This is a genomic window from Verrucomicrobiota bacterium, from assembly GCA_037139415.1.
GTDB lineage: Bacteria > Verrucomicrobiota > Verrucomicrobiia > Limisphaerales > Fontisphaeraceae > JBAXGN01.
In genome coordinates this window covers 17,005-38,030 of the sequence record JBAXGN010000060.1, presented here as the reverse complement: position 1 = coordinate 38,030, position 21,026 = coordinate 17,005, and the positions used below count along the sequence as shown (strand labels likewise).

Below are 21,026 nucleotides of genomic sequence, written 5' to 3'. Positions count from 1 at the left end.
GCCAACCAACGCCCAAGCCAACCAACGCCCAACTGAGCGCCTGACCGCGCCATCCATCCACGGTAGCAGCCGAAGTCATGAGGCTCTAACCTATCCCCAGCCTTTTCCCTCCCGACGCGCCATTTTTGCGCAAGTAACTGCCATTCAATCCACTCAAGAACCGTTTTCCCACCCGACTACGGAAATTTGTGCACCAAAAAACCCTTTTTTCACCCGCAAAAACGTTTTTACGCACCAAAAAACCCTTTTCTCGGTCGTAAAAGATTTTTTATGGACGCAAAAACCCTTTTTCCCATCGCAAAAAAACTTTTGTGAGCCAAAAAAGCCTTTTTCCCATCATAAAAGTTTTTTTATGGTCACAAAAAGCCTTTTCCCGTGCATAAATAATTTCTGGAGGACGAAAAAAACCTTTTTTGGTGCGCAAAAACCCGCTGGCGGTCCAAAAAACGCTTCGCGCCTGCGTTCCCACGGCTTGGACTGCCGCCCAACCCTTGTTCCGGGCATAAATCCACTCTGGAGCTCCCAAAATCGCCTTTTTGGGGCATCCCGTCGGCGTTCCGCCCGGTTGGACGCCTGGGCGGTCAGCCCCCGGCTCCTACAACCGCAACCCTCAACTCACCAATCACATGCGCTACGGTCACGGCCGCTGGGGCCACTTTTGTTACGACGAACACGAAACCCTAACCCCAAAAACCAAAGTTAAATATATGGCAAGCAACCCCATCCCCAACCAATACGGCCAGGTCATGAGCTTGGCCAGAGACATGGTGGACGGTCTCCACCGGTATGAAACCGTGATCGGCGTCAAACAAAACACCGAGGCCAAATTCCTCGTGGACATCGCCGCCACGGATACCGCCACCATGAACTTCAGCGACGCCAAAAAGGCCAAAAAAACCCTGGGCGCGAACATCCGCATTGCCGACTCCAACATGCGGGCCTTCATCAAGGCCACCCGCGCCATCTTTGCCCAGAAATTCGGCGAACACTGGAACCAGAACTGGCAGGGCACCAACTGGCCGGGTGGTTCCACCGCCGTCCCCGGCAACCAGGCCAAGCGCAGCCAACTCTGCACCGACCTCAAGACCTACCTCACCAAGAATCCCACCATGGAAAACGCGCCGCTGGAAGTCACCGCCGCCAAGGCCGGCCTCCTCTTTGACGCCATGCACGACGCCCACGAGGCCTGGAATGACGGCGTCGTCGCCGCCTCCCAAAAACGCGTCGCCCGCGATGCCGCCATGGAAACCCTGCGCGTGCGCATGCGCGCCCTCATCCAGGAACTCACCCCCCTGATGGACCCGCTGGACCCGCGCTGGGACGCCTTTGGCCTGGACCAACCCGGCGCGCCCGATCTGCCCGAAATCCCGGAAAACCTCATCGTCACCACCGATGGCCCCGGCGTGCTCCTGGCCGATTGGCCCGATTCCCGCCGCGCCAACTACTACCGCATCTTTATTCAGGTCGTGGACGTGGATGAAGACTTCCGCCACGTCATCAACCGCGACAACAGCGACGTGCGCCTCACCGGCCTGCCCACCGGCAAGACCGTCAAATTCCGCGTCACCGCCGCCAACGACACCGGCGAAAGCCAGCCGAGCGAAGACAAAGAAATTGTGGTGCTGTGAGGAAAGTATTAAGGATAAAGGATTAAGTATAAAAAGCGCAAGGCAGCCTATGATGGACAATGATCGCAACCGGGATTTGAAAGAACGCACCATGGCGTTTGCCCTGGCCATCATTCGTGCCTATGCGGGTCTGCCCAAGGGAACCGTCGCCCAGGTGTTGGGCAAACAGGCGTTGCGCGCGGGTACCTCAGTGGGGGCCAATTACCGCGAGGCGTCCCGCGCGCGTTCCCCGGCGGAGTTTGCCGCCAAAGTGGGCGATTGCCTGAAAGAGATCGAGGAAACGGAGTATTGGCTGGAACTATTGCTGCGCAGCGGCACGATTCCCGCCCCAAGCCTCGATCCACTCCGGGAAGAAACCCGCCAGCTAAACGCCATCCTTACCAGCATCCACAAAAAAGTCCGTAACCCTTAACCCTCTTTTATCCTTAATCCTTGTATCAATGCAAAATCCATTCAAAACCAGAACCACCCACCGTTTAATCCTTAATACTTAATCCTTAATACTTTTTCATTATGCCTTTCGATCCCTCAAAGCCCGCCGACGAATCCGTGGCGTCCGCGGCAGAACTCCGTGAACAACTCAACGCCCTAAAGGCCATGATTGACGCCGTGAACGCCCGCATTGACGCGCTGCCCACCGGCTACGTCACCCAACAACAGCTCAATGACGCCGTTAATGGCGTCACCGCCAACAGCAGCGGCAACACCAACAGCGTCGCCACGATGGACTTCACCGTCAGCGAACCGCCCACGCAATGGGAAGTGGGCACCATCCTGAACACCATGAACGCCACGCTCCAGGCGATGCGACGAATATGACAAATTTCGATTGAAAATTTTGAATTCCAATGATCGGTTCATTTTCTATTATTAGATTAATACAGTTACTCAAAACATTATGTTAAAAATCTGGCTTGCTTTTTGTGCCATCGTTCGCAGGTTGCCCAACTTTCGCGGGAAAGTGCGTGCAATGTTGTTGCTACACAAAAAATTAGGCTTTAATGCAAAGCACATTTTTGTTCAAACCACCCTACATAAGCCTTGCCCATATCAAGTGAGATTGGATCTATTTTGTCACCATGAACGCATGGCGTATTTTATGGATGTATTTGAAGAGTCCACCCTTGAGTTCCTCTCCTCCATACACGATCCGAAGGGTTGTTTTCTCGACATTGGCGCAAATATTGGCCTAATTTCTATACCTTTTGCCACTTATAATAAAGCAGCGGGTTGCCCCCCCCCGTTCGTTTATTGCATCGAAGCTGTCAAAGATAACCAGCTTGCACTGGCTGCCAATATCAAGTTGAGTGGTTTGGAGGCCGAAATGAAATGCATTAATTTCGCTGTCGGAGAAGTGGAAAAAGATGTGGAAATCCAGGTGGAACACGATCTAGTGCTTGGTCAAGGTACTGGCACTGCAAACATTGTTCCGGCAGGCGGTAATTGGAAATGCGTCACCAATAAACTCAAGGTTCGAACCATTGACTCTTTGGTACTTGCCGGAACATTACCAGGCAATGTCACCTTGATTAAAATTGATACGGATGGCTATGACCTCTTTGCCATGATGGGGGCGCGGGAGCTCCTCCGCCAACAAAGGCCAGTTGTCTTTGGGGAGTTTATGGAGCATTGTTTAAAATGGCACAGTCAGTCCATCGTTGATGTTGACAAGTTTTTTCGTGCGTTGGATTACGAAATCTTTATCAGGGTTAATCCACATTCAAACGCATGGCGCTTTGCGAGGTGCCAGAATTATGCGCAATATAAGCAGGACGCCTTGTGCGTTCCCAAGGAGAAGCTGAAATTTGTCGAAAAATACCTGGAATGAACTGACGTTTCTTCGTGCCTTTGTGCCTTCGTGTGAGCAGACGGAGTTCGACCATTTCAACACAGTTTGCAGTACGTACGGTTACCGATTTTGGAGTGCGTGCGGCAAGGAAGGGTGAAGGGGCTGCGACGCCGCTTTGGATTTGCTCCGTTCAAATTTGAGTGGGTGCGGGTGTCCATAAGGAGACGCCCAATTGGGCGGTTTTCCTGAGGTCTTCATCCCATCGGGGGGGGGAGGCCATGAACGGCGACGGGACCAGAGGCCGAAACCCTTACAGGGTTTATCCACGTTGGCGGTGGGGACCCAGGATAGGCCCGTTCCCCTTTTCCCCCAACGGTCCAATCCTGGGCTGGAGGCCGGAATCCCCTTGGGATTCTCCCGACACATATGGGCGGGTGCGCGGCCTACGGTTCGAAGGTGGCCAGGCGTTGTTTGGCGAGGCGCATGGGCAGCCAGCCGAGTGCGAGGGATAGGCCCAGGAATCCCAGCGTGCAGAGGGCTTGTATCCACAGCGGCGCGGCGGGCCAGCGGGAGGCCCACGGCGAACCCACCGCCAAGACCGCCACGGAGGCGGCGATGTACACGAAGCTCAGCACCAGGCAGAAGGTGCCGCCGAAGCCGCTCACGATTTTTCCGGGATGATCTTCTTTCAGGTTGGGATAGAGCGTGCCCAGGCCCACGGCCAGGCCGTTCAGGGTGAAGGTCATGATGGCGACGATGGCGGCGAAGTAGGCGGTTTTGTCCCAGTTCATTTTGAGCAGAAACGGGGTTCGACTATAACATGTAATTCGCGCCGTCACCGATTTTGGAGTGCGTGCGGCCCATAATTTCGGATTGCGGAACCCTCGAATTCGGAATGCGGATTGCGGAATGCGGAAACTCTCGAATGCGGATTTCGGAATGCGGATTGCGGAGTGTGGAATTTGAGCTGTCTTGCTGCGCGATGATTCGCTGGCTTGACTTTCTCCGTGAAGCGGGGTTTTCTATCGCCATGAGTCTAATGGACCGCATAACTGTGGAACCGGGGAAATGTGGCGAGCGTCCGTGCATTCGGGGGTTGCGCATCCGCGTGAAGGATATCCTTGAAATGCTGGCCGATAGCGCCACGCCGGCGGAAATTCTCCAGGATTTTCCCGATCTTGAGGCGGAGGATATCAAGGCGGCGTTGCTTTACGCCGCGAGTGGAAGCGACCATCTCGTCGTCAAGGCTGCGTGAAGATCCTCGTGGATGAACAGTTGCCGCCCGGCTTGGCTCACTGGCTTCGGGAGCAAGGGTGTGCGGCGGCACATGTGCGGGAGGTCCAGCTTCAGAGTTCCACCGATGTCGTGGTCTGGCAGCACGCGGCACAGACGGGTGCCACGATTATCACGAAGGATGAGGATTTCGTAAACCTGTGGCTGAAGGCCGCCAAAGCGGTTCCCGTCGTTTGGGTGCGAATAGGTAATTGTACCAACAAGGCTTTGCTGCAATGGTTCGCGCCGCTTTGGCCTGAGATTCGCCGACGGATGGAAGCCGGCGAAATGTTCATCGAAATTGTGCGGTGACTCGCATATCAAAAGGGCCGCCCAAGCAGTTGGCGGCGGCAGTTGTCTGTGTCCATCGGTGTTTATCGGTGGATAATTCCCCGGTTTTTTACCACGGATTACGCGGATGGCACGGATGAAGGCCAGCCTAATGCGGAATGAATTATCTTCCCTCGATCAACGTCCAATTGGGCAAATCCTGGTACATCCATGGGAACGCTTACCCAACGACAGCCAGTGCGAGTCGCCGGCGGGCAATTGTTGAATTGCCGGCGGGGACTCGTTTGCTTTAAAGGACATTACGCATGAAGACTCAATCAGACTCCAATCCTGTTTCACGTCGTTCGTTTCTAAAAACCGCCGCTGTGCTGGCCGCCGCCCCGATGGTGGTGCCCGCCTCGGTCATTGGCGCGGACGGTAAAACGCCGCCCAGCGAACGGATTATCATGGCGGGCATCGGCATCGGTGGACGCGGCGGGTTTGACCTGCAATGCCTGATGCGGGAACCGGACACCCAGTTTATCGCCAACTGCGATGTGCGCGCGGATCGCCGCAATTCCGTCAAGACCGTGATAGACCAGCATTACGGCAGTAAGGATTGCGTCAGCTACCGCGATTTCCGCGAACTCCTGGCGCGCAAGGACATTGACGCGGTGCTCATTGCCACCAGCGACCGCTGGCACGCCATGCTGGGCAGTTATGCGATGAAAGCCGGCAAAGATGTGTATTGCGAAAAGCCGTGTTCCATGGACATCGGCCAAAGTCGCGGGTTGATGGAAACCATGAAGCAGTACGGACGCGTCTTTCAGGCCGGCACCCAGCGACGTTCCGAGGAAAACTTTGTATTCATCATTCAACTCGCCCGGCAGGGGTACTTGGGCAAATTGCATACCCTCACGGCCCACATTGTCCATGGGTTCGCGCCGCATAAGTGGCATCCGGAAGAACCGGAACCCTCCAAGGACGAGGTGGATTGGGATATGTGGTTGGGGCCGGTGCCGTGGCATCCCTACAATGCCGCATACTTGAAGGAGCGCGGCAAGCACGCGGATACCTGGACGGGCGGTCTCGGCGAATGGGGAGCGCACACGTATGATCTCTGTCAGTGGGCCAATGATACCGTCTATACCTCGCCTATCGAGTATGTGTTCCCGAACAACGACACGAGCGAGGGGCTCATCGCCCATTATGCCAACGGGGTCAAAATGTTGAATACCAAGTTTGGTTTCCCCGGCACTTGTGGCGTCCGGTTTGAAGGCAGTGAAGGCAAGGCCGAGTGTTCCGACGGCAATGCGCCGGACGTACACCCAAAATCTCTGCTCGGCCTGCGCAAGCAGATTATCCAGCAATACGTCGCGCAATCCCAGCGCTCGCTGAACCATTACCGGGATTTTCTGGATTGCGTGAAAAACCGGCGGCCCGCCATCGCGAACGCTGAGGTGGCGCATTACGCGCACACCATTTGCCACGTGGGCGGCATCTGCATGAAACTCCAGCGCAATGTAAAATGGGATCCGGCCAAGGAAGAATTCCTCGGCGATGAAGAAGCCAACCGGATGCGGTCTCAGTCGCCGCGCGAACCGTGGCGGATTTAATCCAATAAGGACAAATCTCCAGGAACTGATTTCCCAACCATAACTTGAATCTCGTCATGAAAAACATCCATTTGTCTCACCTCACGTTGGTCATCGCGCTTGGCGCGGTTCTGTGTGCGACCTCGCTCCTGGCTGCCTCCAAGGCGGAGGAGGAACAGCAGCAGATCTCCATTCTCAAAGCGGACGGGCCGCTGTTTGATAAAGATGTGGCTTGCCGCCGGTTGGCGGTCATCGGCACGAAAGAATCCGTTCCGGCGTTGGCGACGTTGTTGACGCACGAACGCCTGTCGCATCTGGCCCGCGTGGCTTTGGAAAAGATTCCCGATGCTTCAGCGGATGACGCATTGCGGGCAGCGCTGGGTAAAACCCAAGGGCGTTTGTTAGTTGGAGTGCTTGGTTCTGTGGGCAACCGCCAGGATGCAAAAGCCGTTTCGCAAATCGTCGCATTATTGGGCAATGCCGACGATGAAGTGGCTGCTGCTGCCGCGTTTGCACTTGGCAAAATCAGTGGTGCCACCGCCAGTCAGGCGTTACAGGATGCGTTGGCCAAAGCGCCGGAGAAGCGGGTTTCCGCGTTGGCTGAAGGCAGTTTTTGGTGCGCCAAGAATCTGGCGGCCCACGGAAAGAAAGAGGCGGCCATCAGCCTCTATGGGTTTGTGCGGCAGGCCAACGTGCCGAAGTACATCGCTGCTGCCGCTGCGCGCAATCTCGTGTTGCTGCAAGGTCAGGACGGCGCGGCGTTGCTTGGGGAGATGGTGCGCAGCAACGAGCAGGAAATGTTAAATGCCGCGTTGTTGGCCGCGCGCGAAGTGCCGGGCGCAAAGATCACGAAGGCGCTGATGAGCGAACTGGATAAATTGCCAGGAGCGCAGCAGGCGTTGGTGCTGGCGGTGCTGGGGGATCGCCGCGATCCAGTCGCCTTGCCCGTCGTGCGCGATCTTGCCAAGCGTGGGGAATCCGCCGCTCGCGTGGCGGCGCTGAAAGTACTGGGGCAGATGGGCGATGCCTCGGTGGTGCCGGTGCTATTCGATGCCGCCACCGATGCCGATAGCGTGGTGAGCAAAGCAGCCAGTGAGACTCTGGCGGTGTTGCCGGGCAAAGAGGCGGATACCGCCATTGCCGAGATGGTGTCCAAAGGCGGGGAACGCTCGCGCCAGGCGGCGATTGAGGCAGTGGCGCAGCGCCGGGTTACGCTGGCGAATGCGGCGATGGTCACGATTGTGGCTGGGGAGAATGCCGTGTTAACCAAAGCCGCACTCAAGGCGTTGAATGAAACGGGCAGTGCCAACGAAGTGCCCGGGTTGCTTGCCTGTCTGCTTAAGACAGGCGATAAAAGCCTCATGGAAGCGGTGGAAGTGTGCATTCAGAACATCGCCACCCGTATTTCTGACAAAGCACCGCTGGCTCGCCAATTTCTAACGCCGCTGGCGACTGCCGATCTGCTCCACAAAAATTCCTTGCTGCGCTTGCTCGCTTCCGCGGGCGGCTCCGACGCTCTAAAGGCCGTGAAGTTGGCCTCGCAGGATGCCAATGCGGAAATTCAAATGGTTGGTTTCCGGTCCTTGTGTGACTGGCCGGACTTGGAAGCAGCGCCCGACCTGCTGGAACTGGCGCGTAATGCGCCTCAAGCCAGCCGGAAGATTCTCGCTTTGCGCGGTTTCATCCGGCTGGCTGGCAGCACCGACGTCGCGGCGGATAAAAAACTGGCGATGTGCAAAGATGCCGCGTCGCTCGCACAACGCAACGAGGAGAAAAAGCTCCTCTTGGGAGCTTTGGGCACGGTGGCGTCGCTGGACGCCCTGAATATGGCTTTAAGCTATCTCGAGGTCAATGCGACCAAAGCCGAAGCCTGCCTGGCAGCGGTGAGCATTGGTGAGCAACTCGTGGGGAAACAACCGGCACAAGTGTCAGGTGCCATGAAAAAGGTCCAGAAAGCCACGGAAGATCGGCGGCTGAAACGCCGCATTCAATCATTGCTGGACCAAACCACCAAAAACTGAAGGTTGAATTTTGAAGCAAATTGTCACATCCTGATTCGTATATGAAATTGATGAGCCAATTATCCATGATTGCGGTGTTGTCAGGTTCCATCTTGGCGACTTTGGGGGCGGACTTCGCAACCTTTGAAGGCAAGGCTGGCCCGGGCAAGGGGAAACATGTGGTGCTGCTCTCCGGCGACGAGGAATACCGCTCGGAAGAATTCATGCCCATGCTTGGAAAAATCCTGGCGGAACGGCATGGGTTTAAATGTTCCGTCCTATTTGCGGTGGACAAGGACGGCACCATTAACCCGACAAATTGTGCAAGTCTGGGAGGGGCTGAAGCTTTGGATACGGCGGATTGCATCATTCTCGGCCTGCGGTTCCGCGAGTGGCCGGATGAGCAGATGAAGCATTTCGTGGATGCCTATCTGGCTGGCAAGCCGATCATTGCCTTGCGCACCAGCACCCATGCCTTTCGGTATGGTAAAAATTCCACCAGTCCGTACAAGAAATACAGTTTCAACAGTCAGGAATGGAAGGGGGGCTTTGGTCGGCAGGTGCTCGGCGAAACGTGGGTTAACCATCACGGAAAGCACAAGTTTGAAGCTACCCGTGGTTTGGCGGAACCAGCGGCCAAGAACGACCCGATTTTGCGCGGCGTGGCGGATGTCTTTGGCAACACGGATGTTTATGTCGCCAACCCGCCTGCCGATGTGAAAGTCCTGATGCGCGGCCAAGTTCTTGCCGGTATGCAGCCAACGGATCCGCCGCTGGATGGTCCCAAAAACAATCCCATGATGCCGATTGTCTGGACGCGTTCCCATACCAACGAGGCGGGTAAAGTGAATAAAATTTTGACCACCACCATGGGTTCGGCCATGGACCTGGCGTGTGAGGATTTGCGACGCCTGATTGTCAATGGTGTGTATTGGACACTCGACCTGAACGTTCCGGCTCGGGCTGATGTCGCCATTGTGGGTGACTACCAGCCCAGCTTTTACGGCTTCAGCGCGTACAAGAAGGGTTTAAAACCAGCGGATCATGAGCTGAAGAAATAGGGAGCCGGACTTCAAAAGCGGCCAGACTGATGATTTTTCAAAGCACAAAATTTTCGTAATATTATGTCTTACCGACTCACTTTACATCCTTGGGCTATTTTCCTAACCGTGTTGCTAGGCTTGGGAGTTCACGCGGCCGAACGCGGTTTGGCCAATCCGTTTTTTGCCTTTGATAACGGCATCGGTGGCATCCCGGAACCGGAGAAAGTGTTGAAAGAACTGGGCTATGACGGACTGGGTTCCCGTGGCTACAAGTTGCTGCCGCAAATTAAAACGTACGAGGCCGCCGGTCTGAAAATCTTTGCCACCTATGTGCGGTGTGATCTCGATAAAACACCATCCATTGATCCCGCCCTCAAGGACGCGGTTCAGGAACTCAAGGGAACCGACATGATTTTCTGGCTCACGGTGGCGGGTAAAAAACGCGGGCAGGATGATGACAAAGCGGTGGCGGTTATTCGCGAGTTTGCCGACCAGGTGGCCGTGGGTGGGTTGCGGGTGGCGATATATCCTCATGCGGGTGATTATACGTCCGTCGCTGCGGATGCGCTGCGTTTTATAAAACGCATTGACCGGAAAAACGTGGGGATATCCATCAACCTGTGCCATGAATTACGCGGTGGCCAGGGGCCTGAACTCTCCAAAACCATTCGTGAGGCGCTGCCTTACCTGATGCTGGTTTCCGTCAATGGAGCGGAGCCGCTGATGCCCGGCTATGGTTGGGAACAACTCATTCAGCCGTTGGGCAAGGGGTCGTACGATGTCCTGGGTTTCCTCCGGGAATTGAAGACGGTGGGATATCGCGGTCCCATCGGACTGCAATGTTACAACGTCAAGGGTGACAAGGTGGAAAACCTCAAGCAATCCATCCGGGCCTGGAAGGAATATTCCGCAAGCCTGGCTGCTGAAGCGGGTGGCAAATAACTTCAGAATCAAACTTTAGCGTTGCTCTTTGGCCAACGCCCATTACTTTTTCGCCATGGCTAAGCAGCCGATACGTAAAAAGAAAGCAATGATGTTGGGCGTGGGTTTGGATTCGGACGGTCACAAACGAATCACCCAAGGCCCTAATTTTGCCTTGGTTGGCGGTACCAAGGAAACGCATGAGGACATGACCGAAAAAGCCGTCAAGATTAACGAAAAACTTGCCGCCAAAGGGAAACAGCTCGAAGAGGTCAGCAAAGAAGAGTTTGATGATATTGCGCAAGCGGTCGGCTTGAAGCGTGTTCAGCCGGAAAATAATTAAATCGCATTGGTCGCCGACTTGGGTAGCCGTCGAGGTAAGGAGACGGATTTTATATGTGCTGGTTTGATCCGTTGCCTTACCTCGTCAGCCTCGCGATGCGCAGGTGTTGGGGTGAAGAACTGAAATTTTACAACTGAATCCGGATGCATATATTTGGCAAACAACGATTGTCTGGCCTGCTTTGCCTGGCGCTGCTGGTCGTGGCCGCTCATGGCGCAACGCTGGGTGCTTCCACTAATGATGTCAAAGCCGTCAATTATTTTCTCGTGGTCACGGGCACAGAATTATTGGAAGGGACCATCCAAGATGCGCATACCCAGTTTATCACCCGCACGCTACATCCGTTGGGTCTGAACTGCGTTGGCTCAATCCTGGTGGATGACGTGGAGGAGGAAATATGCGCTGCCTTGCGCTTTGCCACCAACCGCGCCTCGCTGGTCTTTGTGACGGGAGGATTGGGGCCGACGGATAACGACATCACCCGGCAAACCTTGTCAAAATTTACCGGCATTCCGCTTCAGGAGAATCCGGACCTGCTGCTGGCCATGAGCCAGCGTCACCGCACGCCCGTCGAGAAACTGCGCGCCAACATGCGTCGGCAAACCCAAGTGCCAATCCGTGGCGGTTACCTGAAGAATCCGTTTGGCACTGCGGCTGGACTGATGTTTGACTGCGGCACGGTTCACGTGATTGCCCTGCCGGGACCGCCGCGCGAATTGCAGCCAATGGTGCAAAAAGAATTGGTTCCCATGCTGGTGCAACATTACGGCATTCGCCCCAACGCCGCTTCCGTCACCTTGCGATTTGTCGGCTTGGGACAATCCCAGATTGATCATACCATCAAGCAGCATGTCGTTCCGCCCGCCAATTTGATTACCGCCTCGCTGTTTGACGCCGGGCGGGTGGATTTCATCTTTTCACTGCCCGAAGATTCCCCGGGCGCCCGACAGTCTCTGGATGAATTCAAAGGGAAGATTCGCGAATGCCTGAGCACCAACCTCTACTCTGATGATGGCGCCAGCTTGGAGGAAATGGTGGTACGCGGATTGCAGCAACATAAAGTCACCCTGGCTTTGGGGGAAATCGGCAGCGGCGGCGCCTTGGCAGCGGCTTTGGCGAAGGTTCCCGACACCGGTCCTTCGTTTTGCGGATCATGGGTGGCTGCCGGTGAAGCCGAGTTATATCGCGTTCTGGAAACTCCTAAAGAAGAGCAGGCGGATGCCGGCGGGTTGGCGGCCCTAAAATATCTCGTCGGACGCATTGCCCGAGTAAGCGGCGGGGATTACGTCTTGGTGATTGGGCCTGGCAAGCGGGATGAAGCCGGAGGGACCACTGTTCAAGCCATGCTGAAGGCGCCCGGGCACCATTGGAATTCAGAAACCTTTACGCTGCGAGGTTCAGCGGAATCTGCTCAGGCACAATTAGTCACCCAACTCCTCGCCTTCCTCTGGCAGCAATTGCGATAAAAAAGCCTCCATCCCAAATTCTAAGGGATGGTTGCTGGCAACGCCATCAAATCACCACGCTCACACTGGTTACGGGCCTATTCGGCAGGTGCTGGCGGCGGCGAAGACGGTGTCTTTTGGGGGGTGGCGTCGGATGCCGCAATCATTTCGTCCATGATCTTTTTGAAATCCGCTAAACCTGGGGCAGGGATGATGATAGTATCCCGGCGTCCATTCACATCTTCGGTAATTCGTAAAAACCGTCCGCGCGGGTTTTCGCGAAGGGTGAAAACGAACATTTTGCGTTCGATCGCCACTTTATCGGTTTTAATGGTCTCCTCATTGGAGGGTGGCCTCGGCGACCAGGAGTTACCCTGTGGCTGCCGGTTTCCGTACGGCGATGGTCTTTCGTTAGAGATCATATATTTCCCATTTCGTTCGGCCCACGGGCCCATGCCCAGTGATGCACTGGTGGTAACGTTCGTCAAGTTTGGCTATTTGTCAAATCTGGATTTCGACTTTCTATTCCACCACCATTCCTGCCGCCTGCCAGTGCATAAATGAATCATTCCGAGGGCGGCGGGAAGAAGCGATCCAGACGCGTGAAGAGGGATTTATCGCCCGCCAGACGCAATGAACCGTTGCGCAACGCCTCGCGCAGGTCCAATTGGCGCATGAACACCGCCGACCATACCGTGGAGTTGCACGTGACCCGCAAATCCGGATTGGCCACGCCGGTTTCCGCCAGTTCGCAATGGTCGGCGTTGAGGCGCACGGAATAGACCAGTTGCCGATCCGGGAATTCAAATTGCAGCACGGCTTTGACGCGGGCAGTGGCCTTGGCATCGTGACTGCGAACCATCTCGCGCATTAGAATACGCGCATCGGTGGCCACGCGCCGCTGCACGTTAGAGGGTTCAAGGGCTTCTTCGCCCATGTCATTGGCCCATGTCCAATAGTAATTGGAATAGGTGCGATAGTGGTTGAGGTCTGCTGCCAGCGGGAGCGCGGCGGCTTGCATCGTTTCGGTGGAGAGCCGCCCGGTGGTGCCCGCCTCGCGTCCGGCCTGAATAAACGCGGCCTCAACCCGCTTCAAGGTTTTGGGTTTGGAGAGCGGGTAATCGAGCAGATAACACTCGGGTCGGGTCAATTGACCTCCCAATTCCATGTCCAGGCTGTCGGCGATGAGTTGAAAGGTCTCAGTTGCGGGTCGGTACGCCTCGGGGTCGCGCAATGCACCCGTGATAATGCTGATGAATTTCTTGTCTTTCCAATCTGCGAGGTGGCGAATGCTATTTCGGGTCAGCCCTTTGCCGGAAACCTGAATGCCCGGCTTGGCCAGGGGAAACGTGCGCTCAAAATAGGTCTTCAGGTAAGCGCTCATCGAGTAGTAATAAATCGGTGTGGCACAAACCACCACGGTCGCCTCCCGGATGTATTCCAGTTGCGCGCTCATGGCGTCGCCATGCACGCATTGCCCCGGCTCAACCAGCCAGCAATGGAAACAGCCCAGACAGGGATTCAGCCCTAGCGCGGGGACATCCACGTCGCGCACTTTGGCACCCGCCTCGCGGAGCCCCGCCAGAAACCAATCGCCCAAACGCTGGGTGAAACCGGTTTTGCGCGGGTTGGCTCGCAGCAGCAGGACCTTTTGCTTCATGCGGTTCCTCCGACCAGCGCCAGGGTCAAAATGCCGCTGGCGATCACGTTGCGCCCGGCGGTGGCTTCGACGCTGAAGCGATAGAGCCCGCCAAAGTTCTTATCGAAAACGGAGCGCAATTTTAGCACGTCGCCGGGCACTGCGGGATGGGTGAACTTGAGATTCGTCGTGGCCAGGAAGAACATTCGGGGGCGCTCGGGCGCTTGGGTGGCGGTCAGTTTGTCACTGAATCCTAGCAGCAGACCGCTGGTCTGGGCCAGAGCTTCCCCCACCAAAACTCCCGGCATGATGGGTTGGCCTGGAAAATGGCCGGTGAATTGGGGTTCATCGGCACGGAGGGTGCGCTCAGCCAGGATGCTTTTGTGCGGGTCCAGGGCGAGGATGCGATCCACAAATAGAAACGGCGGCCGGTGCGGCAGCACGGGCAAAATGTCCGGCAGTTCAAATAATGCTTTATCACTCATGATTCGTTTTGACGGCCTGTTTCCCAGACGGTTCCGGCATCCAATGTTTTCAATTCGCGGGCCATGCGCCGATGCACCCGTTCGCTCAGGCGGTCGACGTCATCATCGGGCTGCGGCGTTTCCAGGTCAAGAAAGCGGATGCGAAATTCGTTGCGGCGGCGCGGAAAGAGGCTGCCCGGAACTTTTCCCATGAACGGTTGGGTGGAATGAATGAGCACCGAGCGAATGGGCAGCCCGGTATCTATGGCCAATTGGAAGGCAATGCGGTTAAATGATTGCAGACGCCCGGTGCGGGCGCGCGTGCCTTCGGGAAAGATCAGGAGGAATTTCCCGTCCGCCAGCACCTGCCGGCAGCGATCCAGTGAACTGGAGATATGGGCGAGGGAATCGCGGTCCACGCTGACCAGGTCAAAGTGTTTGGATAACAATGCGTACATCGGTTGCTTGGTGTCACGCGATTTGATCAGCACTCCCATGCGGGGCACGAGGCCGAGGAGCAGGATGCTATCCATGAAACCGCGATGATTGGCCACCAGGATGGCCGGGCGCGTGGCGAGCGCCGATTCCAGGCCGGATATTTCTGCAATGCGGTACACGCCCAACAACGGCAGCCACGTGCGGGTGAAGAAGCCCAGCACACCGTGCGTGATGGTTTGGAGCACCTGGTATTTCGCGCGGGGAAAGGGCGTCAACAACAGCATGAGCGGCGCGCCGAACAGCACACAGACGGTTTTGGTGAAGAAATAACTCAGGTAACCGAGTGAAAAGATCAGCACGGTCAGCGGAAAGAAACGTTCACCGGACGTTTTCACTTAGTCGCGCCTCCCTTGCTGCCACTGGCCTGGGCAATATCGCGGGCGAGTTGGTCAAGCTGTCGCCGTTCGCCGCCCAAGGCAGGTTGGCCTGCCACGGCGGAAGCGCAGGCCTGTGCCGCTTCCACGGTGTGGCCACTGCGAAACAAACTTTCCGCCAACAGCCAGGCGTTCTGATAATAGCCGGGGTTATTGGTCTCCGCCTGGCGAGCGTACTGCGCCGCCACGGCAAATTGTTTTTGTTTTAATGCGCTTCGTCCGACTTCCAAATTTCCTTTGGCCGCGAGGTAACGCTGGTATTCCCCGCTGGCCAGCATGGTATCGGCGGGCAGGGTTTTCTCCGGCAGCTCGGTTTCTAATCGCCGCACATCCACTGCCACAAATTTCCCCAACTGATGAGGTGACGTGCCGGCCCAAAACAGGCCTTCCGTCAAATCCATGAGCACAGCATGCGTGGCGATCAATGGGTTCAGAGTGCTGCGATGTCCGTTGCCCGCCGCGACGTTGCCGGGGAGCCGCCGGTCGCGCAACAGGTTCACACTTTGCGGTATGTCCAGACCCTTGGCTGCTTGCAGTAATTCCTGCATGCGCTGGTATCGGGGCATCGAGGTGTCCATGCGTTGGTATTCCAGGTTGATGGGCAGGTTTTTCAATTCCGGCGTTTGGTAAAGATTCGCGCAGATGATCCAGGGCGTCGCGCCCGGTTCTTGGATGACGGTTTGAGTGGGGGTTTTCTCCACGATCACGAAGTGCCCATCCTGTCGGCTGCCGACCAGGAACATGGCTGAGACAAACACTTGCCGCCGTCGAATGATGTCCACGGCTTCCGCCAGATTGCGGGCGCGTTGCAGCACCTCGCGCGCCACCAGGCAGGTCGGGGTGGCGGAGTCGCCGGGCAAATCCGAAGGTGCGCCGTTCACCGTGATGGCCAGACCTTCACGATTCATGCCGGACACCGCGCCCGCCATGCCCGACCAGGCCAGCGATACAAAGGGAATGCCGTCTTTCGGCTCGCAGAGAATGAGCAACCGGTCTTCATCGAACACCGGATGCGCCTCCCAATCGAAATTTCGTCCTGCCAGCAGATGCCCGTCGCGGGTGTGGTTGCCCCAAGCGCCGAAGACGGTGCAGCCGCGCCGGAGCAGCGGGCTGTTCATCATCATGTATGAGATGTCCTGGGCGGCGTGATAATTCAGCACGCGATAATAGTACGGGCCGACTTCCGGGTGCGGATCGGGGCAGCCGAGCGTTATGCCCAGGATTTCCGTCTGGTACTCAGGCAGGACGTGTTGCGGCAGATGCCGGTTCTTATACACGACCATGAATTTCAACAGGAATTGGGTCCACTCGTACGGCGCAACCCGGTTGAGTAAATCAAGCAGCGCTTGTTCCTGCCGATCCATCAGCTTCTGGGTAAGCACGCCATTGGCATAGCCCATCTCGAACGGCGTGCCGGTCAGGTAAAGCACGTTCAATCCTTCGCGGCGTCCCAGCCAGCTCTTGCCCACGTACACGCGTTCGCCACGGGTTTGCGCCACTTGATTGGTGATTGCGGTATCTGCCGGAAGCGCGGGCGGCACGGCGGCCCAGTGATACATGAGGCCGGACATGACGCCCCACAACAATAGGAGTAATAAAGCAAAACCGCCCGTCAACCAGGCAAGTCGCCGCAACCATGTGCGCCAGCGGCTCACGGTTTAACCTTTCCGTCTGGTGAGACCGTCAATTCCGCAATGCGCAGATTCAAGTGGTACTGGCCGGCATCCACTTCCAACTCCGAGGGAATAGGGTTGGGGTGGCCTGTCACCGTGCGATGCCGCCGGATGTTCACGTGATAGACACAACGCCCGGCGCGCAGCCATTCCATCTCCTGCAACTGCGCGCCATCCGGGGAAAACAAGTACTGCGGCGTTAACCCGTCACGATCCAGCGCGCCGCGCAGCACCAAGCGTCCATCAGCAAGTCGCCCGTTGGTTTCCAGTTTGCCGGGCGGCATGAAGATACAGCGCAGGTCGCGCGCCACGTGGTTGCGGCTCCAGTCCTCGCGGAAGATCGCGGTGACCTTGCGCACGTTGACCGCGCCGTCCGTGTCCGCCTCCAGATCGGTGACCAACCCCAGCGGGCTGATCAAGGCCAGGTGATACTTGGCGCGGGCGGAAACCGTCAGCACCCCGTCACACGTGAATTGCCGTCGGCCCATGGTGAGGATGGCCCGGTGCACGCTGCGATAATCCGCAGGGAACAGCGTCGCCACCGTTTGTTGGGCACGAGCGATGGCGGGCGCATCCGTATCGGTTGCGCTGATCGTCCAATGGGCAGGATGACTGCGGGTTGAGGCGCAGCCGCAGAGCAGGAGAGTGAGGAAAAAGAGAATGCCGAAAACCGAATGCCGAAGACCGAAAGGAACCCGAAATCCGAATAATATATACTCTCGCAGCAGGAGAGAAGAGGTCCTCTTCCCAGCAAGAACAGCGCTGCTGGGTGTTGCACAACGTACTGTTTCCATAACCTATACTTCGAAACAGGCGGAGATTAAAGGGGCTGGGCTTTTGCCAGAAAAAACTCAAACACTTGGCGATTGGATCGTATTGCATCCCTGCCGTGCAAAAAACTCACTCCGCAATTTGGCAGAGCGAATCGGTATGGCCACATGCTTAGTAAACGCATAACACAGGTTACGGCTGAGCCCAACCCACAGCAACTAGAAATTTTAACCAAACGCCAGTGATGCCCATTGACACCGGGACCGGGGCGTGCAAAGGATTTGCGCATGAACCGTCGTCTTGCGCAGGGAATGATACTGGCCGCCTGGCTGGGGGCAACCGCCTTGGCCCAGACGGCGGATTGGCCTCAGCTTGGCGGGCCGAATGGCGCGGGCGTCTCCCCGGAGCGCGGCTTTGCCCGCGCCTGGCCCACGAATGGACCGAAGGTAGCCTGGAGTATTCCGCTCGGTGATGGCTATGCCGGCGCGGCGGTGCGGGATGCGTTGGTGTATGTGTTGGATCGTGCGGGTGAAGCGCAGGATGTATTGCGCTGCCTGGACCTGGCCACCGGTCGGGAGCACTGGCAGTTGGCATTGGACGCCCCCGGCAAATTACCGTTCCATGGCTCACGCAATGTGCCCACGGTGGATGCCGAGCGGGTGTATGCTGTCGGCCCCTTTGGCCAGGTATATTGCGTGAACCGCAGTACGCATCAGTTGGAGTGGCAGCATCATTTGTTAGCCGAGTTCAAAGACCCGCAGGTGGACCGGGCGGCGGCGGCCACCAATCGGTTGGATGCGCTGGCACGCACGCAGTTGCCCATGTGGGGCATGACGCAAGCGCCGCTAATCTATCAGGACGTGGTGATTGTGGCGCCGCAGACTGCCAAGGTGGGGTTGGTGGCGTATGACAAGGTCACCGGTAAAGAGCGCTGGCGATCCGCCTATATTGGTCGCAATTGGTACAGTCATGTGAGTCCGTATTTGACGCGACTCTGCGGGGTGGAGCAGATCATCATGCTGGCCCAACCGAGTGATCCGGAGAAATATCCGCCGGCGATTGTGTCTGCCGTGGAGCCCAGTACCGGCCGTATTCTCTGGCAGACCAAGACGCCTGGACCGCACAAAATCCCGATGGCCCAACCGTTGCGTTTGGGCGAGGACCGCCTGTTCATCACCGGCGGGTACCGGCTTGGTTGTGCCCTGTTGCAAGTCAGTCACGAGCGCGAGCAATGGGCGACGAAGGTGGTGCTCCATAATAAAGAGGTCGCCGGCCATATTCATTCGCCGATTTTATACCGCGATCATGTCTATGTGCTGAGCTTCAAGGAGCACGGGGCTACGAATACCGGCTTGGTTTGCCTGAACCTGCAAGGGCAAGTCCAGTGGCAGACCGGGCCTGACCTGCGTTTTGACAACGGCGCGCTGCTGTTGGTGGATGACCTGGCGTTGGTGATGCAGGGCAAAACCGGGGAACTTCACCTGTTTGAGGTCAACCCCGCCGGTTTCAAGTTGCTGGCCAGGGTGAATCTGTTTGATGGCGGCAGCCCGTGGGCGCCCATGGCCCTTTCCGATGGGAAGTTGTTGCTCCGTAATTTGCATGAGCTGAAGTGCCTGGAGTTGCCCAAGCAGTGATTGGGGAGTTCGGGTTTGCCGCCAGGCACGATCACGTCTAGTGTTATGGTCAATTGAATATGAACCGACGCAGCCTCGGCATTATCCTGAGTATTCTGGGTGTGGTGGCCCTGCCAGCAATGGTCTTTGGCCAAGCCGATGCCTTCACGCATTTTACCCGTGCCCGCGCTCTCCAGGAGAATGGGAACCTGGATCGAGCCCGCACCGAGTACAACCGGGCGATTGAACGCAAGCCGAACTTTACCGAAGCCTACAACAACCGGGGCATCATCCAATTAACCCAAAAGGAAGCCGCGGGTGCCTTGGCGGACTTTACCCGGGCCATCGAGCTTGATCCCAAATGTATTCTGGCGTTTTATAATCGTGGCATCTCCAGGCTGCGCACGGGTAATCTGGCGGGTGCTATTACTGATCTCACTCGCGCACTGGAGCTGGATCCGAAGGATGCCAGTGCCAGCATTGCCCGTGGCATCGCCCGGTTTGCCAAGGAGGATCTGTCCGGGGCAATCACCGATTATTCCCGCGCCATCGAACTCACCAACAAGGACGGCCAGGCCTACCTGCTGCGCGGTTATGCCCGGCAAGCGCAAAAGGATTGGGAGGGAGCCCTGGCGGATTATACACGTGCATTGGAGCTTGAGCCTGATAATGCCAACGCCTGCTTTCTGCGCGGACGCGTGAAGCAAGCCAAGGGGGACACGAACGGAGCGCAGGCCGATTATGCGCAGGCACATGAACTTGAACCGATGTTGGCGCAGAACTTTAACGATTCCGGCCTCGCCAAAGCCGCCAAACAGGATTGGGACGGGGCGCTGGTGGATTACAATTTTGCGTTGGAGTTGAATCCGAAATACACCTTTGTGTATAATAATCGCGGCATTGCGAAGAAGGAGAAAGGCGATGGCGAGGGGGCGTTGGCGGATTACGCGCGGGCCATTGCCTTGGACCCGAATTATGGGTTTCCCCACAATAACAGCGGGGTGGTCCGGGAAAGCCGGGGTGATTTCGACGGGGCGATTGCCGACTTTAACCGGGCGCTGGAGCTTAACCCAAAATATGTCCTGGCGCTGCGCAATCGCGGAAACGCCAGGCGTGGCAAGGGGGACTTGGACGGCGCGATCGCGGATTATAATTACGCGCTGACGCTCGACAAACAGTGTACGCCTGCCTACTTCGGGCGGGCCAGCGCCTACTATATGCAGCAAGCCTGGACCAATGCGCTCAACGACTTGAACCGGTTTTGCGAACTCAATCCCGCCGACCAGGACTACGAGCATTTCTTCATCTGGATCATTCGCACGCGCTTGAACCAGCAGCCGGCTGCCGACCGGGAATTGCAGGCTTATATGGAGCTGCGCCCAAAAAATGAAAGCAATCCATGGCCCGAGAAAATCACCGCGTTTCTGCTTGGCAAGCTCAGCGATACTGAATTCCTGGCCGCCACCTCCGCGCCCAACCGTCAGATGCAAACCGAACGCACCTGCGAAGCCTGGTTTTACCTTGGCATCAAGCGCCTGTTTGCCGGCGATAAGCCAAAGGCCGCGGAGAGTTTCCGGAAATGCCTGGCCACGGAGGTCAAGAGCTTCAGCGAATATCAGTTTTCCCAAACTGAGTTGAAGGCGTTAGGGCAGTAACTCCAGACTCCTATCTCCTTCGTACTGTATTTA

Annotated in this window: 22 protein-coding genes; 15 read left to right on the top strand and 7 right to left on the bottom strand. The window is 56.8% G+C overall.

Annotated features, from left to right (window positions below; translation table 11 throughout):
- The 5 genes from WCO56_12465 to WCO56_12445 form a co-directional block, all read left to right on the top strand.
- A partial coding sequence (locus WCO56_12465) for a hypothetical protein (GenBank protein MEI7730382.1) occupies positions 1–703 on the top strand: 703 nt, incomplete at its 5' end.
- Between the two features lie 4 nt (positions 704–707).
- Positions 708–1,628 (top strand): fibronectin type III domain-containing protein, encoded by a 921-nt coding sequence (locus WCO56_12460; GenBank protein MEI7730381.1) that lies wholly within the window; start codon positions 708–710, stop codon positions 1,626–1,628.
- A 49-nt stretch (positions 1,629–1,677) separates the two neighbouring features.
- The gene (locus WCO56_12455) at positions 1,678–2,040 is read left to right on the top strand and encodes a four helix bundle protein (protein ID MEI7730380.1); all 363 of its coding nucleotides are present in this window, start codon (positions 1,678–1,680) and stop codon (positions 2,038–2,040) included.
- Between the two features lie 101 nt (positions 2,041–2,141).
- On the top strand, positions 2,142–2,447 hold the full coding sequence (locus WCO56_12450) for a hypothetical protein (protein MEI7730379.1): 306 nt from the start codon (positions 2,142–2,144) through the stop codon (positions 2,445–2,447).
- A 79-nt stretch (positions 2,448–2,526) separates the two neighbouring features.
- Positions 2,527–3,456: an FkbM family methyltransferase gene (locus tag WCO56_12445; protein ID MEI7730378.1), complete on the top strand. Its 930-nt coding sequence runs from the start codon at positions 2,527–2,529 to the stop codon at positions 3,454–3,456.
- A 404-nt stretch (positions 3,457–3,860) separates the two neighbouring features.
- Here the strand turns inward: WCO56_12445 and WCO56_12440 are convergent, their stop codons facing one another.
- The gene (locus tag WCO56_12440; protein MEI7730377.1) at positions 3,861–4,307 is read right to left on the bottom strand and encodes a hypothetical protein; all 447 of its coding nucleotides are present in this window, start codon (positions 4,305–4,307) and stop codon (positions 3,861–3,863) included.
- 140 nt (positions 4,308–4,447) lie between these two features.
- Here WCO56_12440 and WCO56_12435 point away from each other — a divergent pair, with 140 nt between their 5' ends.
- From WCO56_12435 to WCO56_12400, 8 genes are all read left to right on the top strand, one after another.
- Positions 4,448–4,672, top strand: a complete 225-nt coding sequence (locus tag WCO56_12435; GenBank protein ID MEI7730376.1) for a DUF433 domain-containing protein — start codon at positions 4,448–4,450, stop codon at positions 4,670–4,672.
- A complete protein-coding gene (locus WCO56_12430; GenBank protein ID MEI7730375.1) occupies positions 4,669–5,001 on the top strand; it encodes a DUF5615 family PIN-like protein in 333 nt (110 codons plus the stop codon). Before WCO56_12435 ends, WCO56_12430 begins: the two co-directional genes overlap by 4 nt.
- A 284-nt stretch (positions 5,002–5,285) precedes the next feature.
- Positions 5,286–6,575 (top strand): Gfo/Idh/MocA family oxidoreductase, encoded by a 1,290-nt coding sequence (locus tag WCO56_12425; GenBank protein MEI7730374.1) that lies wholly within the window; start codon positions 5,286–5,288, stop codon positions 6,573–6,575.
- A gap of 56 nt (positions 6,576–6,631) precedes the next feature.
- Positions 6,632–8,575, top strand: a complete 1,944-nt coding sequence (locus tag WCO56_12420; protein MEI7730373.1) for a HEAT repeat domain-containing protein — start codon at positions 6,632–6,634, stop codon at positions 8,573–8,575.
- Positions 8,576–8,616: 41 nt separating this feature from the next.
- The gene (locus WCO56_12415; GenBank protein ID MEI7730372.1) at positions 8,617–9,615 is read left to right on the top strand and encodes a hypothetical protein; all 999 of its coding nucleotides are present in this window, start codon (positions 8,617–8,619) and stop codon (positions 9,613–9,615) included.
- A 63-nt stretch (positions 9,616–9,678) separates the two neighbouring features.
- Positions 9,679–10,539 (top strand): TIM barrel protein, encoded by an 861-nt coding sequence (locus WCO56_12410; GenBank protein MEI7730371.1) that lies wholly within the window; start codon positions 9,679–9,681, stop codon positions 10,537–10,539.
- 28 nt (positions 10,540–10,567) lie between these two features.
- Entirely contained in the window at positions 10,568–10,861 is a 294-nt protein-coding gene (locus tag WCO56_12405; GenBank protein ID MEI7730370.1) for a hypothetical protein, read from the top strand.
- A 143-nt stretch (positions 10,862–11,004) separates the two neighbouring features.
- A complete protein-coding gene (locus WCO56_12400) occupies positions 11,005–12,327 on the top strand; it encodes a molybdopterin-binding protein (protein MEI7730369.1) in 1,323 nt (440 codons plus the stop codon).
- A gap of 77 nt (positions 12,328–12,404) precedes the next feature.
- Here the strand turns inward: WCO56_12400 and WCO56_12395 are convergent, their stop codons facing one another.
- The 6 genes from WCO56_12395 to WCO56_12370 all read right to left on the bottom strand — a co-directional run bounded on the left by WCO56_12395 (position 12,405) and on the right by WCO56_12370 (position 17,496).
- The gene (locus WCO56_12395; GenBank protein MEI7730368.1) at positions 12,405–12,638 is read right to left on the bottom strand and encodes a DNA-binding protein; all 234 of its coding nucleotides are present in this window, start codon (positions 12,636–12,638) and stop codon (positions 12,405–12,407) included.
- 233 nt (positions 12,639–12,871) lie between these two features.
- Positions 12,872–13,966 carry an NAD(P)H-dependent oxidoreductase gene (locus WCO56_12390; protein ID MEI7730367.1) on the bottom strand — a complete coding sequence of 365 codons (1,095 nt, stop codon included), beginning with the start codon at positions 13,964–13,966 and terminating at the stop codon, positions 12,872–12,874.
- The gene (gene fabZ / locus WCO56_12385; protein MEI7730366.1) at positions 13,963–14,430 is read right to left on the bottom strand and encodes a 3-hydroxyacyl-ACP dehydratase FabZ; all 468 of its coding nucleotides are present in this window, start codon (positions 14,428–14,430) and stop codon (positions 13,963–13,965) included. Before fabZ ends, WCO56_12390 begins: the two co-directional genes overlap by 4 nt.
- Complete coding sequence (locus WCO56_12380; GenBank protein ID MEI7730365.1) at positions 14,427–15,242, bottom strand: lysophospholipid acyltransferase family protein; 816 nt, start codon at positions 15,240–15,242, stop codon at positions 14,427–14,429. The genes fabZ and WCO56_12380 overlap by 4 nt, the downstream gene beginning before the upstream one ends.
- Positions 15,239–16,936, bottom strand: coding sequence for a C45 family peptidase (locus tag WCO56_12375; protein MEI7730364.1), 1,698 nt, complete (start codon positions 16,934–16,936; stop codon positions 15,239–15,241). The genes WCO56_12380 and WCO56_12375 overlap by 4 nt, the downstream gene beginning before the upstream one ends.
- Entirely contained in the window at positions 16,933–17,496 is a 564-nt protein-coding gene (locus WCO56_12370; protein ID MEI7730363.1) for a hypothetical protein, read from the bottom strand. The genes WCO56_12375 and WCO56_12370 overlap by 4 nt, the downstream gene beginning before the upstream one ends.
- Positions 17,497–18,012: 516 nt before the next feature.
- Between WCO56_12370 and WCO56_12365 the strand changes: the two genes are divergently transcribed.
- Both WCO56_12365 and WCO56_12360 read left to right on the top strand, forming a co-directional pair.
- Positions 18,013–19,359 carry a PQQ-binding-like beta-propeller repeat protein gene (locus tag WCO56_12365; GenBank protein ID MEI7730362.1) on the top strand — a complete coding sequence of 449 codons (1,347 nt, stop codon included), beginning with the start codon at positions 18,013–18,015 and terminating at the stop codon, positions 19,357–19,359.
- Between the two features lie 59 nt (positions 19,360–19,418).
- Positions 19,419–20,993, top strand: a complete 1,575-nt coding sequence (locus WCO56_12360) for a tetratricopeptide repeat protein (protein ID MEI7730361.1) — start codon at positions 19,419–19,421, stop codon at positions 20,991–20,993.
- Positions 20,994–21,026: the final 33 nt, after the last annotated feature.